The organism is Paenibacillus dauci (assembly GCF_000971985.1).
GTDB classification, from domain to species: domain Bacteria; phylum Bacillota; class Bacilli; order Paenibacillales; family Paenibacillaceae; genus Saccharibacillus; species Saccharibacillus dauci.
The window spans coordinates 311,709-329,441 of sequence record NZ_LAQQ01000005.1 but is presented as its reverse complement, the minus strand read 5'-3'; the positions used below and the strand labels follow the sequence as shown (position 1 = coordinate 329,441).

Below are 17,733 nucleotides of genomic sequence, written 5' to 3'. Positions count from 1 at the left end.
TGCAAGGAGGACGTTAACATGAACACAGAATCCTTATTCAAACCTTTTCAAAGTGAGAAGCTGGAATTGAGCAATCGGGTTGTTATGGCACCGATGACACGAGGCTTCTCACCGGGTGGTGTACCTGGACCGGACGTTGCAGAATACTACCGTCTTCGTGCTGCAGGTGGTGTGGGCCTGATTATTACGGAAGGCACAGCAATCAATCATCCATCGGCAGTAAGTGGAGCGAGTATTCCTCTTTTTCATGGTGAAGAAGCACTTGCTGGCTGGCAAAAAGTCGTTGAAGCGGTTCATGAAGCAGGCGGCAAAATAGCACCTCAGATCTGGCATGTAGGCATGGCGCGCAAACCGGGAGACGAACCCAATCCCGAGGTGGCACCGGTTGGACCGTCCGGACTTGACCTGTCAGGTAACAAAGTCAATGAACCGCTGACCGAAGAAGAGATTCAGCAGCTCGTTCAGGCTTATGCACAGGCAGCAGCCGATGCCAAACGGATCGGATTTGATGCGGTAGAGCTGCATGGAGCACATGGCTATCTGCTGGATCAATTTCTCTGGGAGCGTACCAACCAGCGAACCGACCGTTACGGCGGCGATCTGGTAGCACGTACTACATTTGTGGCTGAAGTGGTGAAAGCCTGCCGTGAAGCAGTGGGTCCGGATTATCCGATTATTTTCCGCTACTCCCAATGGAAAATGTCCGATTACAAAGCACGCCTCGCCGAAACGCCTGAACAGCTGGAGCAGCTTCTCCAGCCGCTCGTCGATGCAGGCGTAGACATCTTCCATGCATCGACACGCCGGTTCTGGCTGCCGGAATTTGAGGGCTCTGAGTTGAATCTGGCAGGCTGGACACGCAAGCTCACTGGCAAACCGGCTATCTCCGTCGGCTCGGTGGGTCTGAAATCCGAATTTGCCAACCGTACGGAACAGGTGGAAGAGGATGATCCGGCGGCGCATATCGATCCGCTGCTGCACAAGCTGGAAGATCAGGAATTTGATCTAATCGCTGTAGGTCGTGCACTGATCGGCGATCCGGCCTGGCCAAACAAAGTTCGTGAGAATCGTACGGACGAGATTGAGATGTTCACTCCAGAAGCACTGCAAAAGCTCGTCTAGATAATAATGAGTAGCTAACAGTCTGCATATAGAATTTATAATATCGCGCCTTTGCCGGCAGTCTCCTGCATCCAGGATCAACTGCCGGCAAAGGCGTTTTTGATAAAAATCGTCTCCGACAAGCTGTAATCATAATCAGGTGAGCAGTAATATTACATACAGTAATAGGAGCATCACACAAGTCCGTAGTAACAACAAAAGGGCGATCCACTGTATCCCTTTTAACTGACAGAACAGGTCGACTGGCGTACTCTCTTTGAAGATAATGTTTCGAATAAGCAGGAGAGAGGTAGTGGTAGATGAAGCGTATACAAACGAAATCATAATGTTGTCCACAGCGATCAAGCTGGACTATCAGGAGGTTACATAATGAGCGAACAACAATCCATTGTTACACGATCTACATGGGTCGATCATATCCCCGTATTATGGTCAGAACCGGAAATCAGCCCTTCCCGGCGGCAGCTGATTATCCTGCTGCATCCATTTAATGGTTCCAAAGAAACGATGCAGCCCATGCTGGAAGAATTGGCTGGACTCGGATTTATCGCTGTCAGTCTGGATGCCTGGCAGCATGGTGAACGTAGTCTAAAGGATGAAGAAGATTTATTTGGCAGAGTATTCGGCAATTTCCGGCGTTATATGTGGCCAATTCTGGGACAGACTACCGTAGATACCCTGCGTGTTGTTGATTGGGCCATCCATGAGCTACAGGTCGATCCTTATGTACAAATAGGCGGGTTATCGATGGGTGGCGATATTGCTGTTGCAGCTGCTGGTATTGACAGCCGTATTCACAAGGTAGCGGCAGTCGTTGCCACACCGGACTGGCTGCGTCCCGGTATGGAGGATATCTGTCAGCCCGGTACGCCCGTCCCTGCTGGTGAGCCGGATGCCTATGCGGCTTACTGGTATAACCAGCTGAATCCGCTGACCCATCTGCCTGCCTATAATCACCATCCGGCGATTCATTTTATATGTGGTGAAGAGGACACTCATGTACCGCCGGATGGTGCACTGCGCTTCCAGGCAGAAATGGCGGATATGTATCAGGATCACCGCAACACAGTAGCTGTCACACTGATTCCCAATATGGGACACCGGGAATCAGCCCAATATGATCTCTGGTGGCCGGAATGCCGGGAATGGCTGATCCAGAGTCAGATGCCGGAATAAAAGAGATATATCACAAAATGCCAATGCCGGATTCCTCTAACAGGAAATCCGGCATTGCTGTGCTGACACGTAGCAAATCTATGCGATAATGGAAAGATCATCTGCTGTCCTCTAGGTCAGCAAGTATAATGAACAGAACCAGGGAGACTATCTATGAATAAGACGATTGGCATGCTGGCGCATGTGGATGCAGGCAAGACGACATTTGCCGAGCAGCTTTTATATCATACCCGTAGCATTCGCAGCCGGGGCAGAGTGGATCATCAGGATACTTTTATGGATAACCACGAGATCGAGCGAACACGCGGAATTACCGTATTTGCCGGTCAGGCTGTGATGCAGTATAGAGAATCAGTATATTATTTGCTGGATACACCGGGACATGCCGATTTCTCGGCCGAGATGGAGCGGGCACTGCGCATGATGGATTATGCGGTGGTACTGATAAGTGCAGTCGAGGGTATTGAAGGGCATACAGAGACTATCTGGCAATTGCTGCAGGAATACCAGATCCCGACTTTCTTTTTTATTAATAAAATGGACCGGATCGGTGCAGATGCAGACAGGGTAATGCAGGAGATTCAAGATCTGCTGACACCAGATGCAGCCGACTTTACCCGATACTGGAATCTTGATCAGCATGAACCGGTGAGTGAGGAACTGCAGACTCTGTTGGCAGAGCGGGATGAAGTGCTGCTGAGTGCCTATCTGGATGGTAAAGTGACCGAAGAACAGTGGGAAGCAGCCATGATCCGCATGATTCGTGAAGGCCAACTGTATCCTTGCATGTATGGTTCGGCTCTGCAGGATGAGGGCATTACACGATTTCTGGAGCAGCTGGATCGGCTAACGATCACAGACTACGATGCCGAGCAGCCATTTGCCGGGCAAGTGTACAAGATTGGTCATGATAGCAGCGGAACGAGAGTTACATATATCAAAGCACTACAAGGCACACTCCGTGTACGGGACAATCTGACCTATGCCTCGAGTCTGTCCAGTCAGATGATGGAAGAGAAGATTACCAGCATACGTATCTATAATGGCGAGAAGTATCAATCAGCAGATCATGCTGCCGCTGGTGAACTGTTCGCTGTAACCGGACTGACCGAAGCAGGTCCTCTAACCGGGTTAGGTGATCATACTGGCAATCGTCCATTTCAGCTCATCCCGGCATTGACTTCGCGAGTGAACTATCCGTCTGAACTGCCTATCCGGGACGTACTGCGTATTTTCCGCGAGCTGGAGGCGGAAGATCCATCGCTTGGCGTAACCTGGGAAGAGCAGCTGCAGGAGCTGCATATTCAGGTGATGGGAGCGATCCAACTGGAGATTCTGGAGAAAGTGCTGCTGGATCGCTTTCGGGTACAGGTTACTTTTGAACCGCCGGAGATTCTATACAAGGAAACCATCAGCAATTCGGTAACCGGGTATGGTCATTTTGAACCGCTGCGTCATTATGCTGAAGTCCATCTACAGTTGGAGCCCGGAGCAAGAGGCAGTGGTATTACGTTTCGCAATGCCTGCCATCCGGATCAGCTGGCGGTCGGTTATCAGAATCTGGTCGGCCAGCATGTACTGGAACGTGAACATCATGGTCTTCTGACCGGAGCCGGATTAACTGATACCGTTATTACACTGCTCACCGGCAGGGCGCACAACAAGCATACGAGCGGGGGCGATTTCCGTGAAGCGACGTATCGTGCGATTCGTCAGGGACTGGAGCAGGCCGACAATATCGTGCTGGAGCCGTATTACCAGTTCAAAATCCGCACCGAGCTGGAGCATATGGGGCGTATTATGTCCGATGTGCAACAAGCGCATGGAACCATCGAATCCCCCGAGATGACGGCAACACACTGTCTTCTGACTGGCCGAGTACCGGTAGCGACCTTTATGAACTACAGCGCGGAACTGGCTTCCTTTACCCATGGCAAAGGAATGATCAGCCTGACCTTCGATGGTTACCATCCATGTCATAATCAGCAGGAAGTGATTGAACGTAAGCAGTATCGCAAGGAAGCCGATCCGCTCTATTCTTCTTCTTCGATTTTTTGTGCCAAAGGGCAGGGGTATTCGGTACCCTGGCAGGAAGCCAAAGATCATATGCATGCTTAACAGGTTCAATAACAAGATTTCAAAATTAAGTTTTGGAAAATAAAATTGCTATAAGTGATTAGTGGACTCTGCTGGTGGTAATACAAAGTTAGTATGTATCCAAAAGTCGCAATTCATATCTGACTTTAATATAACCGTCAAAGGAGTGCTTACACATGACAGCCAAACTACAGGGAACAGTCGCACTAATCACAGGAGCAAGCAGCGGAATTGGTGAAGCTACAGCGAAAACGCTCGCTGCACAGGGAGCTGCGGTAGCTATCGTGGCACGCCGCAAAGATCGTCTGGAACAGCTGGCAGCAGAGATTACAGCGAGCGGTGGCAAAGCGCTCGTAATCGAAGCGGATATTACAGATCAAAAACAGGCGGAGCAGGCGGTTACCCGTACAGTCGAGGAGTATGGACGTCTTGATACGGTAGTCAACAATGCCGGCGTTATGCTGCTGGGTCCTGCATCGGATGCGCCGCTGGAAGAATGGGAACGCATGGTATCCATTAATGTAAATGGTCTGCTGTATGTATCTCATGCCGCACTGCCGCATCTGGTAAAAAGCGCCTCGATCTCTGATCGTAAAGTAACCGATCTGATTAATATCAGTTCGGTAGCTGGACGAAAAACGATGGCAGGTGGAGCGGTCTATAATCTGACCAAATTCGGCGTAGCCGCCTTTACCGATGCACTGCGTCAGGAAGTAGCCGGTCAAAGTGTGCGCGTAGCTGCTGTGGAACCGGGGGCAGTAAAGACCGAACTAAGCTCTCATCTGCGGGATGAAGTTCGTGAACAGAGCATGAAGAGTTTCAGTGATATCGAGTTGCTGGAAGCTCAGGATATTGCCGAAGCGATCGAATATATTGTGACTCGTCCACGGCATGTGGCTGTCAATGAAGTGCTGATTCGTCCAACCGATCAAGTGATGTAATTGCCCGATTTGCCAAGCAAATAGGTCACCTGTAAATATAGCAAAAAGAGCAGCACCGCATACCGGTGCTGCTCTTTTGTTATCCTGTATCTATAGTAGCTTCTGGAACGTCCCGGATGTGATATGATAGGATCACCTGTGCATCTGCACATTCCAACGAATCCATAAGAAAGAAGATTGCCATGAACATTACGATTCAGAACCAGAATATAGCCTGCAATGTACAGTATTCCAAACGCAAAAAAGTATCGATCCAGCTCGATCCAAACGGTCTGCTGACCGTGAAAGCACCTAATGGTACACCGGAAGACGCTATTATCCGTCTTGTCGAGCAACATAGCGAGTGGGTGCTGGACAATCTGCGCCGATTAAGCAGCAGGCAGCCAGCACCGGAAGCGAGAGCGTATGAAGACTATGGTACCTTTATGTATCTGGGGCGTGAGCACAAGCTGGAGGAGTTGATTGAGACCACAGATGCCGATGAGGATATGCTGCGTAACCGACTCAAAAAGTTCTATTTTTCCAGCTGTAAAAAAGTGATCAATCAGCGGATTGCCGCCTACCAGCAGCAGCTAAAGGTCAAACCGAAGAGTATTGATATCGTTGAATCGACAACCAAATGGGGCAGCTGCAGCTTTGACAAAAAGCTAACCTTCAACTACCGGCTTGCCATGGCACCTGTCGAGGTTATCGATTACGTTATTGTTCATGAGCTGTGCCACTTGCTGCATATGAATCATGACCGTTCCTTCTGGCGCAAGGTTGGCGGGATTATGCCTGATTACAAAGAAAAAGAAGAGTATCTGGCAAGATACGGTCGATATATGACGCTTTAAATGAAATCATTTACCATAATCAAGGGTAATAACTGTTCGATAAGATAACGCTTACTTCATAAGAATCTGCTGAAACCATCATAACAGAGGAGCTGGATGATATGGATCGGATGAAAGGGAAAGTAGCTATCGTAACAGGAGCAGGTTCGGGGATTGGACGTGCAGCGGCAATCCGCCTGGCTGCCGAAGGAGCTCGGGTCGGATTGATCAACAAAACCGAAGAAGACGTACAGGAGACCAGGAAGATTATAGAGGATGCCGGCGGAGAAGCGCTCGCATTCACAGCCGATATCTCGGTTCCCCAGGAATACAAGCAGGCCCTGGAGCAGATTGCCGAGCAGTGGGGCCAGATCGATACCCTGTTTGCCAATGCTGGTATTCTTGGGGTGGTCGGTCCGATCGAAGCTATTCCGGATGAGGAATGGGACACAACAATGACCAATAATGTCAAAGGTGCTTTTACCAGTGTAAAATATGCAATTCCCTATCTGAAGCAAAATGGTAAAGGCAGTATTGCACTTACCAGCTCGCTCAGCGGTACACGGGTATTTTCCCAGCAGGGTTTTGCGGCTTACAGCACATCCAAGGCTTCGATTGCTGCTTTTGGACAAATGGCTGCTTTTGAATTGGCGCCATACAATATCCGGGTGAATATCGTTGCCCCAGGTACCATCGAGACGAATATCCAGGGTACAGGCAACCAGATGCCGGAAATGAAAGCCATGAAAGTTAAAAAGGTGGAATACCCGGACGGAACGGTTCCTTTACCTGAAGGCAACGGTACATCCGATCAGGTAGCAAATGTTGTATTATTCCTGCTGTCGGACGATTCTGCGCATGTAAGTGGTTCGATCATCTATGTCGATGGCAGTGAGTCATTATTTGTAGGATAAGGAGCGGTACATGAAACTGGAACGTCTAATCTCCATCATCTATAAACTGCTGAATCATGAGATTCTGTCTGCTGCTACGCTGGCTGAAGAGTTTCAGGTATCCCAGCGAACCATTTACCGGGATATTGATGTCATCTGTGCTGCAGGGTTCCCGGTCATTTCCCATCAGGGCACCCATGGTGGCTATGGCATGATGCAGGGATACAAAATGGACAAAAGCCTGCTTGGTTCCTATGATGTGGCTTCTCTGATCACTGTACTGCGCAGTCTGTCTTCTGTATTTCAGGATGAGCGCGTACAATCGACGATTGAGCGGCTGCAGACGATAGAAGCGGAGCATCACCCGCCGAGTCTGAGTGTGGATCTGGAGACCAGGCGTACAGCGCCCCATGTACTTGCCCATTTGCGCACAGCCATTACCCAGCGGCAGGTTGTACAGTTTGATTATATTAATGCAGATAATGTGCGTACGAGCCGTGATATAGAGTCTGTACATCTTTATTTCAAATACGGTAACTGGTATGTATATGGATACTGCCGTAATCGGCAGGAATATCGGGAGTTCCGGTTGTCGCGGATGATGGATGTGGAGTTGACGACAGAGCCTTTTCAGGCCCATCACGAAGTACCTGGAGAAAGCCAGGTTGACTGGTGGAGCAGTATGCCCCGTGAGCTGGAAGAAGTGGTCATCCGGGTACAACCGGAAGCACTGGCCGAAGCACTCGATCAGTTCCAGCAGATGGACAGGGAATTTCATGAAGATGGCAGTATGACGATGCGGATTAGCGTCTACAAGCCTCTCGAAGCTCGCTGGCTCTGTTCGATCTTGCTAAGCTTTGGCAGTGGGGTAGAGGTAATGCAGCCAACTGGGCTGCGCAGCATTCTCAAGGAACAGCTTCAAAAAACACTCCGACTCTATGAAGAAATATGACAGACTGCTGTCATACTTCTTTTTTTATAATGAAGTCAGTTTCCATCCATCTTATATTCAAAGGAGAATGTTATTTATGACCAATCACCCTGTAGAAATGTTTGATTATCATATCTGGGCTACTCGTACGATTCTGGGTAGAATTGCTGAACTTCCGCCTACTGTACTGAGTCAGGAAGTCAACAGTTCCTTCCCGACGATCGCTCATGCACTGTCGCATATGTATGCCGTAGACGAGATGTGGTACAGGATCTTCACAGGTATCGAGATGAGGAAGGCGCTGCAGGACATGATGCCTCTCGCAACCGAGGTGCTGTCTGGCACCGAAGAGTACGCGAGCAGGTTTGATCAATTGTCGGAACGGTATCATGCTGCTTTGCATCAACAGACCGATCTGGAGCAGAGCATGGTGCTGGATAATCCTTATGCTGGTATTCGTGAAGTCCGGTTATCGGAGATTCTGCTGCATGTGGCCAATCACGGAACCTATCATCGCGGCAATATCTCCACGATGTTGCGTCAGTTGGGACATGCATCCACTATGACGGATTATGTATTCTACTGGTATCAGCAGCAACCGAATATCCCGTCTGCCTGATCAGGAGGGCCCAATCGCAGCAGCTTGCCGAACCTCTGCGGCAAGCTGTACATTGAAGGGTAATAGATACTGTTTGCGCGTATTCGCTGCGCAGCGATCCGATTCATAGCGATCTCACAGATCAGAGGAGGCATTATAATGAAAAAGGTAATGAACAAAGCAGAAGACATGGTACTGGAAATGGCCAAAGGCATGGTTCTCGCCCATCCCGAATTGGAACTGATCCCCAAATATAAAGTCATCAAGAAAAAAGAGATTCCACAAGATAAAGTCGTACTGATCAGCGGCGGAGGAAGCGGACATGAACCGGCACATGGAGGTTATATTGGTAAAGGCATGCTTGATGCAGCAGTATGTGGAGATATTTTTGCTTCGCCTTCACAGATACAGGTATATCAGGCGATCAAAGCTACAGCCGGTACCAAGGGCGCCTTGCTGATTATTAAAAATTACAGCGGCGATATGATGAACTTCAAAAATGCAGCCTACCTGTGCGAGGAAGACGGTATTCAGGTCGATTATGTCAAAGTGGACGATGATATTGCCGTAGAAGACAGTCTGTATACGGTCGGACGCCGAGGTGTCGCCGGTACAGTGCTTGTACATAAAATTGCCGGTGCCGCCGCTGAGGAAGGGCGCGATCTGCAAGCAGTCAAAGCTGCCGCCGAAAAGGCTGCTGCCAATGTACGCAGTATTGGCTTTGCTCTAACGTCCTGCACGGTGCCAGCCAAAGGTTCACCTACATTCGAGCTGGGTGAGAACGAAATCGAATATGGCGTTGGTATTCACGGTGAGCCGGGTATCGAGCGTGATGATATGGCTTCAGCGGATGCACTGGCACAGCGCATGGTGCATGATCTCTTGAAGGATATGCAGCTGACCGAAGGATTTGATGGTGAAATCGCTGTTCTGGTCAACGGATTCGGTGCTACGCCGCTGCAGGAGTTATACCTGTTCAATCATGCGGTTACCCGTGAGCTGTCCGAGAAGAATATTTCGATCAATCGCGCCTTTGTCGGGAATTATATGACCAGTATTGATATGGCAGGCATATCGCTGACCTTCATGAAGCTGGATGAGGAGCTGAGAACATTATTGTCCCGGGAAAGTGATACACCGGCATTCAAAGTATCCGGTCCGGTGGAACCTGTGTCCTATACGGAAGCTGCGCAAGAACCGGCAGCAGACCACCCGGTATCCTATAAGGTCGAGACACCTGAAGCGGACGCAGTGATCCAGGGAAATACGCTGAAGCTAAGTAATCTTATTTATCTGATTGATAAGATGAGCGAAGTCATTATCGACAATGAAGTGCCGTTTTGTGACCTGGATTCCCATGCAGGCGATGGAGACTTCGGCATGAGTATTGCCAAGGGATTTCGTCAGTTGAAACGGGAATGGAAAGAGGTTCTGGCGCAGGATCAGCTGACGATAGGCAGTTTCCTTCATGCGTCGTCACTCATTATTATGGAAGCCTGCGGCGGAGCATCCGGTCCGATCTGGGGTTCTGCTTTCCGGGCAGCTGGCAAAGCGGCGGGGGACAAACAGGAAGTGACAGTTGCCGAATTTGCGGAAATGATGCAGGCTGCTGTAGAAGGAATCCAGTCGACCGGCGAGCGTTCGTTTGGACGGGGAGCTGTCGTAGGTGACAAGACGCTGATTGATGCACTGGTACCCTGTGCAGACAGCTGGTCACAAAGTGCACAGTCCGACGATGACATGCATACCGCTTTCCGCAAAGGAGCCGAAGCAGCTGTACACGGTGCGGCCAGTACCAAGGATATCGTAGCCCGTATGGGTCGTGCCGGAACGGTCGGCGAGCGCAGTCTCGGCTATCCGGATGCAGGCGCTCATGCACTTGGCATTATTTTCACGACATTATCGGATAGTCTTCGTTAATATTCATTCCTATCTATTTGTAAAAAGCAGACACCGGTTTGGTGCAGAAGGCTGTGAATGATCCTAGCCTTCTGTAATCTATCCGGTATCTGCTTTTTCCTCGTTTGGGGACAATATCCAGACAAATGCAGCGCAGAGCAGCAAATTTGTGTTTTGAGACGATTTTTGTTGTCAAAAGTCATTTAATTCCTTACGATAATTGTAATAGAAACTTATACTGTTGCGAAAAACATTATGGATCATGTAAATCGGAAAGTAGTATAGGCTTTATTCTGAATACTCCCATTGAGAGGACCGTGTTGAATGAACGATCTGTTCATGGATTTTTTGACGATTCAGCTACCTACCTATTTTTTCCTTTATATGGCGATTACACTGATTTATCGCAACCGGAAAAGCAGAATCAATCGTGTAGCCGCGCTAATGATGATGGCGCTGGTCATGTACTTTTTATTTGAGTATTTAAAAACGTCTTTACTGCCACAGCATCAGATGCAGTTGGTGCTGTACGGAAGTGCACCTGCGCTGTTGATGTTCGTCTGTACACTGGTGCATCTCAGCATTCTGCTGGGCGATTCGGTTACATACAGGTTTCGTAAATGGCTGCCGCTGGTATATGCGTCACCTTATGGATTATGGCTGTACTTTCTCGTCACCTGGGATCATCATCTACTGTATAACGAGCATGTAACCGACGGTCGCAGTCCACTGCACCCAACGTATTTGCTGGTATCGATTACGTTCATTATCGGATATATTTTGCTGTCTGTGCTGCTGCTTGCCTATAGCTGGCTGCGTACCCGAGAGCCACGGCGTAAAGTCATCTATCGCTGGCTGGTGCTTAATGATTTCCAGCTGTTCGGTACATTTGCGTTGATTACCACACTGCTTCAAAGCGGTATAATCGTGACGAGGATATCGATGATCCTGTATTTTATCGGTTATCTGGTGTGGGCGATGCGTCTGCGTCATCTGATTGGCAAATACAATATCATGCCCGATTATCACAAACGCTTTCAGATTCTGTTCGAGTCTGCCCCCAATCCTATTCTAATGCTGGATCTCAAAGGGAATGTGAAAGAAATCAATCCCTGTACACAGCGCTGGTTTGCCGATACTCCGGCAGATCAGATTCCCCAGCACTTTACATTTGCTGATGGACAGTCACTTCAGCAGATGCTGTCTTCCTGTCTGGAGCAGCCGGACAGTGTGACTCATCTGGAGATGCATGTGATCAGGCAGGGACAGAGCCGTCTGGATCTGGTAGCAGGTATTGATCTGATTACCGAGGCGAATGAAGAATTGTTCGTGCTGCATTTGACGGATGTAACTTCGCTCAAGGAAGCCGAGCGTCGTCTCATCCAATCTGAGCAAAATTACAAGTACAGTGCACATCATGATGCACTTACCGGATTATATAACCGGGCAGCAGTGGAGGAACAGCTACAGATCAAAATAGCTGGCGGCGAGCGCTTTGTCTTGGTGATGATCGATATGAATCATTTCAAACCAATCAATGATACGTACGGTCATATAACTGGGGATCAATATTTGCAGTATGTCGCTAGACAGCTGCGTATGCTGGCACAAAAACCGGGGGATGTCGTCGGCCGCATCGGCGGTGACGAGTTTGTCATGCTGCTCGCCTGTCCGGAGCATGTCGATGCAGCCCAGATGGTGCATACCCGACTATCGCTGCTGAACGATAAAGTTTTCCGGCAGGAGGATATGGAAATTCCCGTTTCTTTTGCTGCGGGACTAGGGATTTATCCGGAGGATGCTGCTGATATGATCGGTCTGCTGCGCTATGCGGATCAGCAGATGTATAGTATCAAGCGACAGCAGCATCGAGGTATTCACTTTCGCGTCCATGAGCTGTAGGCTTAGACAATAAGCAATAAGCAATAAGCAATAAGCAATAAGCAATAAGCAATAAGCAATAAGCAATAAGCAATAAGCAATAAGCTATGGGATATCATCCGATCATTAATGCTGCCGTAACGACTACTATAAGCCAACTTCAAATCCTATATGCTCTTCCAAAATGCCAATTATATTCAGCCTGCTGTTCGCAGATACTGAAAATGATTGGCATTTTATTATAAACAGTCCTTTCATAAATAAAATTGCTGGCCTGCGGAACAGCTGCTAATCAAATCGGATACCTCTAGTGGTTATCAGACAGTTTTTCAATACGGATTACTCTTAGCTAGCAGTTACCAACTAGTCTGAGTGTATAAAAGTCTATACATCCGACTGCTTCTAACAAGAATTTGCCACCTTATATGTATTAATTTCAATAACAATATTGACACATGACACCGTGTCACATATAATTCTTTATGTAACTTTTTACAACAAATTATGCCTGCCTACATCTGATGGAATATTCTGCGTACAGCAGCAAACTCTGATCGGCATCATCAACCGGAGGTTGCGGGAGGCAGTGGAGTGAATGTATGCCAACAAAAACCTTTTTTAACCTGCCGGAGGAAAAGCGGCAAAACCTGATGAATGCAGCAATGCGTGAATTTTCCAGGGCTTCGCTGGCGGATGCATCGATTGCGAATATTATCAAGGACGCCTGCATTCCGCGTGGTAGTTTTTATCAGTATTTTGAAGACAAGGCGGATTTGTTTTTTTACATTCTGGAGGAGCACAGCGCCAGCAACCGCGAGCTGATGATGTCTATGGCGGTCAAGCACAAGGGCGATCTGTTTGCCTCATCGGCAGAATTTTTTGAATCGACACTGCACCGGTTTATGCACCACGAACATCGTGATTTCGCACGTAATATTTTCCTCAACATGAATTACAAGATTGAATACAAGCTGATTCTGGATGTGAAAAATCCCACGACCACTGAGCGGATTCGTGACTTCTATCGAAGCTACATGAGTCTGATCAACCGGACAGGACTGAATATCAGGGATGAGAAAGAACTTTTTCATCTGATCAAAATCCTGCGGGCTATTATTATTCAGAACTTTATCCAATTTTTTGCGGGGGAAGCGGATTATGAAGAGGTGCTTCGCAATTTTGCTTTGGAGCTGGATCTGCTAAAAAGAGGTCTTTATGCACCTTCGGGTGATATGTCCGAGTAGCAGGTTGCGTCGATTCATACAAGTACATATTCTTGTAGGCGAGAGTGGATAAGCCGGGAACGATCATATACTGGTGTTAGCTATCTTAAATTCAAGAATTAGCATTTAGGCATGTTGCGTTAACAACTTGTGCGCAGCATGTCTGTAGAAGGACCAAAATTATCTGAACAGCAGAGGTGGAGTAAGTGAGTAGAAAGATTGTTTTATCCATTCTAGTCGTGTTACTGGTTATTAGTGGTGGCACGCTGGTGTACTACTATTGGTATCAAGGCGCACATTATGTGAAAAGTGATGATGCCCGCATTACAGCGGATCAATACAAAGTCATGCCGCAAATCACGGCAGAAATCGATCATATCGATGTAGAAGAAGGCGACGTGCTGACACGCAATGAACCGATCGCCGAGCAAAATGTATCCGGACTGGAGTCCAGCGCGATCAGCAAATCCGTGCTGCGCGCACCTATCGACGGTACCGTCATCAAAGTCTATTCCAAAGAACACGAGATTGCTTCCCCAAGTTCTGCTGTAGCAATCATGGCGGATATGAAAAATCTGTATGTATCCACCAATATTGAAGAAACCGATATCGATCGCATTAAGCCAGGCGAACTTGTGGATATTACACTGGACGCTGCTGGTGATCAAGTGATTCAAGGTAAAGTACGTAAAGTCGGACAAGCATCGAATTCGGTATTCGCCTCGATTGCGGCAACGAATACAAGTGGTAACTTTAACAAAGTCACCCAGCGTATTCCTGTAGAAATTGCGCTCAGCGTACCGAAAGACATGAAGCTCATTCCGGGCAGTAACGTTGAAGTGAAAATTCACACATCCTAAGAAGGAGGGGTCTTTAGTGGCTACTAATGAAATCGCCGCTGCTCCTCCCAGTGATTCACCCAGAGAACGCTGGTTAGCCTTTTTTGCCATTGTACTGGGGGCGTTCGTCGCCATTCTGAATAACAGTCTGATCAACGTGGCGATTCCTCAGCTGACGACAGATCTGGGTTCAACCACGACGAAAATTCAATGGGTTATTACGGGCTATACACTGGCTTCGGGAATCATTGTTCCGATTACGGGATTCATGGAGCAGCGCATCGGATATAAAAAGTTTCTGATCGCAGCGCTCAGTCTTTTTACACTGGGAACTGTATTCTGCATATTTGCCTGGAGCGATACATCGCTGATTGCAGCGCGTATTATTGCCGGTCTGGGCGGCGGCGTTATCATGCCGCTGAGTATGACCATCGTCTACAAAATTATTCCGCGTGAACAGATCGGTATGGCGCTCGGGATCTGGGGGATTGCCGCTATGGCAGCTCCTGCGATCGGACCGACGCTGAGTGGTTATCTGATCGAATGGTTTGACTGGCGCTTCCTGTTTATCGTATGTGTGCCAGTTGCTTTATTTGCTATTCTGATGGTTATCCTGCTGATCAAGGAGCCTCCCAAAGGGGCTATCGTCAAGTTCGATCTGCTGGGATTTTTGCTGGCAGCAACTTGTGCAGGTACACTGCTGTATGCATTATCTAGCGGTTCCAGCGATGGCTGGGACTCTTTCAAAATTGTCGGCCTGTTCTTTATTGCTTTCTGGGCACTGGTATTCTTGATCTTCGTCGAAAGTGGACAGGAGAATCCGGTTATCGACATTTCACTGTTCAAGAACTATAAATTTGCTATTAGTGTTATTACATCAAGTTTTGTCATGATGGGTCTGTATGGCGGTACTTTCCTGTCACCATTGTTCCTGCAAAATATTCAATCGGTATCACCGGTACACACCGGTATTATCCTGCTGCCTCAGGCGATTGCGATGGCGGTTATGATGCCATTTGCAGGTAAACTGTTTGACAAGATCGGTATCGTGCCGATCGGTCTGGTAGGTCTGACACTGACCAGTATTATGACTTACCATCTGCATACCCTGACTCCGCAGACTCCGCATCTGTGGTTGCAAATTGTGCTGATGTTCCGCGGGATGGGAATCGGGATCTGTATGATGCCATTGTCTACCGTCGGTATGAATGCCGTACCACGGGATAAAGTCGGTAAAGCATCAACTGCATCCAATCTGGTGCGTACAATTGCTGGTTCGATGGCGATTGCCATTCTGACCTTCCTGATGCAGAACCGTACAGCGCTGCACAGCCAGCAGATCTCCGAATCGATTACGCCAGATGCGGCGCAGTCTTTCCAGGCGATGCTGGGCAGTTCTTGGACCTCGACCGTATCAGGTCTGATTTCACTGGATGCTTATTCCAGAGGCATCGCGGATACCTTCCTGGTATCATCGATCCCGCTGTTTTGTTCGATTCCGTTTGTATTCCTGTTCATTAGCAGACGCAAAGCGGCCAAGGAAACACTTCAGGAAAGCAAAGTATAATCGGTGTCTCTGCCGGTTGATATTCTAGATAGAAAGAAAGGGAATAACCAATGAAGATTAGAAAATGGGAAGTAACTGCAGGGGCACTGCTGCTCAGTACGGTTGTCCTGTCTGGTTGTGGTAATGCTAGTACTCAGGCAGCCCAGGACATGAACGTGAATGTAAAAGTAGCCCAGGCACAGCAAGGTGTTATCGGACAGGGTGAAATCTATACCGGTACTGTAACGCCATCAGCTACCGTAAATATTATGCCTAAAATTTCCGGCAAAGTATCTACAGTCGCTGTTGATGTAGGTGCAGAAGTTAAAAAAGGACAGGTGCTGCTCAAACTGGAAGATGATGATCTGCGCAATAATCTGGAGATTGCCAAATCCAATGTAGCAGCAGCTGCAGCAGGCGTAAATACAGCCAAGGATTCCCGTGAAACCGGTATGGTCTCGGCGAACTCCGGTGTCGTTAGCTCCAAAAACGGCATTATCTCATCCAAAAGCTCTATCAATCAGGCGCAGGGCAGCATTAACCAGGCGCAGGGTTCTGTGAATCAGGCGCAAACAGCGCTTAAGCAGGCACAGACCGCTGTCTCTACAGCCGGTAATACGATCAAACAAGCTCAAGAAGCACTGACCAATGCCAAGTCTACGCTGACACGTACCCAGTCGCTCGCAAGCAATGGACTGGCTACTCAGGCAGAGCTGGAGCAGGCGCAAGCTGCTGCAGTCAGTGCGCAGACAGTGTATGATAATGCGGTTAATGGCAAAGCCAATGCGGAAGAGCAGCTGTCTGCTGCCCAGAAAGCATTGTCCACTGCCCAAAAAGGATTGTCTACAGCTAAATCTGCTTATGAGAATGCAACCAGCAGCTATGAAAATGCCAATTCCGGTTACAGCAACGCACAGCGTCAGCTGGAAGTCTCCCAAAGCACAGCAGGTATACAAGCCAGCCAGCAAAAGCTGGATCAGGCACAACTGAATGTACAGATTGCCCAGGATTCCCTGGATGATACGGTTGTTAAATCACCAATCAATGGTATTGTTACAACCAAAAATGCTGAAGTAGGCGAGATGGCCGGTCCTTCTGCGTCTTCACTGGTTATCGCGAATCTGAGTACAGTCAATATGCTGATCTATGTTCCGGCTAATGAAATTAACAATATCAAAGCAGGCGATCAGGTACAGGTGCGTGTTGCTTCCTCCAATATCGTAACCAACGGTAAAGTGAAAAATATTAATCCGATGGATGCGAGCGGTAATGGTTATCCGGTTAAAATCACAGTGTCCAATGCAGACGGCAAACTGAAATCCGGTATGCTGGCAGATGTAAGCTTTGTCGGTAAAGATGCCAAACAGGGCATTATTGTACCAAGTAAAGCGATCCAAAAAGACGGTAAAAAAGCCTATGTATATGTTATCAACAAAGACCATGCGGTACGCAAAGAAGTAACCATCGGCAGCGAGTCCGGTTCTCAGACCCTGATTACTAGTGGTCTGAAAGACGGCGAGCAGGTTGTCGAGAATAACCTGGCTCTGATGGGTGACAATACAGCTATAACGATATCGCAATACTAAGTCATATTGCGTATACCATTAAATATTCAGTTGCAAGCAGTTCCCTGATTCAGGGGAGCTGCTTTTTCTGTATGACTATACAAAACCGGAAAAGACGACCGTATATCCATAAGCAGAAACAAGCTGTGTTCTGATCTGAAATAATGGTATCCAAACAGCACACAAATTAAATAGGCCAGCAATTTG

14 protein-coding genes are annotated in these 17,733 nt (G+C 48.2%); all 14 read left to right on the top strand.

Annotated elements, in window-relative coordinates; genetic code table 11:
• Positions 1 to 18 precede the first annotated feature (18 nt).
• The 14 genes from WH46_RS19175 (at position 19) to WH46_RS19110 (ending at position 17,547) form a co-directional block, all read left to right on the top strand.
• A complete protein-coding gene (locus tag WH46_RS19175) occupies positions 19 to 1,122 on the top strand; it encodes an NADH:flavin oxidoreductase (protein WP_046227956.1) in 1,104 nt (367 codons plus the stop codon).
• 369 nt (positions 1,123 to 1,491) lie between these two features.
• Positions 1,492 to 2,298, top strand: a complete 807-nt coding sequence (locus WH46_RS19170) for an alpha/beta hydrolase (protein ID WP_046227955.1) — start codon at positions 1,492 to 1,494, stop codon at positions 2,296 to 2,298.
• A 153-nt stretch (positions 2,299 to 2,451) separates the two neighbouring features.
• Positions 2,452 to 4,416, top strand: a complete 1,965-nt coding sequence (locus WH46_RS19165; RefSeq protein WP_046227954.1) for a GTP-binding protein — start codon at positions 2,452 to 2,454, stop codon at positions 4,414 to 4,416.
• 155 nt (positions 4,417 to 4,571) lie between these two features.
• Positions 4,572 to 5,336 (top strand): SDR family NAD(P)-dependent oxidoreductase, encoded by a 765-nt coding sequence (locus WH46_RS19160; RefSeq protein ID WP_046227953.1) that lies wholly within the window; start codon positions 4,572 to 4,574, stop codon positions 5,334 to 5,336.
• Between the two features lie 182 nt (positions 5,337 to 5,518).
• Positions 5,519 to 6,172: a M48 family metallopeptidase gene (locus WH46_RS19155; protein WP_046227952.1), complete on the top strand. Its 654-nt coding sequence runs from the start codon at positions 5,519 to 5,521 to the stop codon at positions 6,170 to 6,172.
• A gap of 101 nt (positions 6,173 to 6,273) precedes the next feature.
• Entirely contained in the window at positions 6,274 to 7,065 is a 792-nt protein-coding gene (locus tag WH46_RS19150) for an SDR family NAD(P)-dependent oxidoreductase (protein WP_046227951.1), read from the top strand.
• Between the two features lie 10 nt (positions 7,066 to 7,075).
• Complete coding sequence (locus tag WH46_RS19145; RefSeq protein WP_046227950.1) at positions 7,076 to 7,996, top strand: helix-turn-helix transcriptional regulator; 921 nt, start codon at positions 7,076 to 7,078, stop codon at positions 7,994 to 7,996.
• Positions 7,997 to 8,072: 76 nt separating this feature from the next.
• Positions 8,073 to 8,594 carry a DinB family protein gene (locus WH46_RS19140; RefSeq protein ID WP_046227949.1) on the top strand — a complete coding sequence of 174 codons (522 nt, stop codon included), beginning with the start codon at positions 8,073 to 8,075 and terminating at the stop codon, positions 8,592 to 8,594.
• Positions 8,595 to 8,732: 138 nt separating this feature from the next.
• The gene (dhaK, locus tag WH46_RS23700) at positions 8,733 to 10,493 is read left to right on the top strand and encodes a dihydroxyacetone kinase subunit DhaK (RefSeq protein ID WP_046227948.1); all 1,761 of its coding nucleotides are present in this window, start codon (positions 8,733 to 8,735) and stop codon (positions 10,491 to 10,493) included.
• Positions 10,494 to 10,796: 303 nt separating this feature from the next.
• On the top strand, positions 10,797 to 12,374 hold the full coding sequence (locus WH46_RS19130) for a sensor domain-containing diguanylate cyclase (protein WP_046227947.1): 1,578 nt from the start codon (positions 10,797 to 10,799) through the stop codon (positions 12,372 to 12,374).
• 578 nt (positions 12,375 to 12,952) lie between these two features.
• Positions 12,953 to 13,597 carry a TetR/AcrR family transcriptional regulator gene (locus tag WH46_RS19125; protein ID WP_017813086.1) on the top strand — a complete coding sequence of 215 codons (645 nt, stop codon included), beginning with the start codon at positions 12,953 to 12,955 and terminating at the stop codon, positions 13,595 to 13,597.
• 185 nt (positions 13,598 to 13,782) lie between these two features.
• Positions 13,783 to 14,436 carry an HlyD family secretion protein gene (locus WH46_RS19120; protein ID WP_026136166.1) on the top strand — a complete coding sequence of 218 codons (654 nt, stop codon included), beginning with the start codon at positions 13,783 to 13,785 and terminating at the stop codon, positions 14,434 to 14,436.
• A 16-nt stretch (positions 14,437 to 14,452) separates the two neighbouring features.
• Complete coding sequence (locus WH46_RS19115; protein WP_017813088.1) at positions 14,453 to 15,982, top strand: DHA2 family efflux MFS transporter permease subunit; 1,530 nt, start codon at positions 14,453 to 14,455, stop codon at positions 15,980 to 15,982.
• 50 nt (positions 15,983 to 16,032) lie between these two features.
• Positions 16,033 to 17,547: an efflux RND transporter periplasmic adaptor subunit gene (locus tag WH46_RS19110; protein WP_046227946.1), complete on the top strand. Its 1,515-nt coding sequence runs from the start codon at positions 16,033 to 16,035 to the stop codon at positions 17,545 to 17,547.
• Positions 17,548 to 17,733 lie beyond the last annotated feature (186 nt).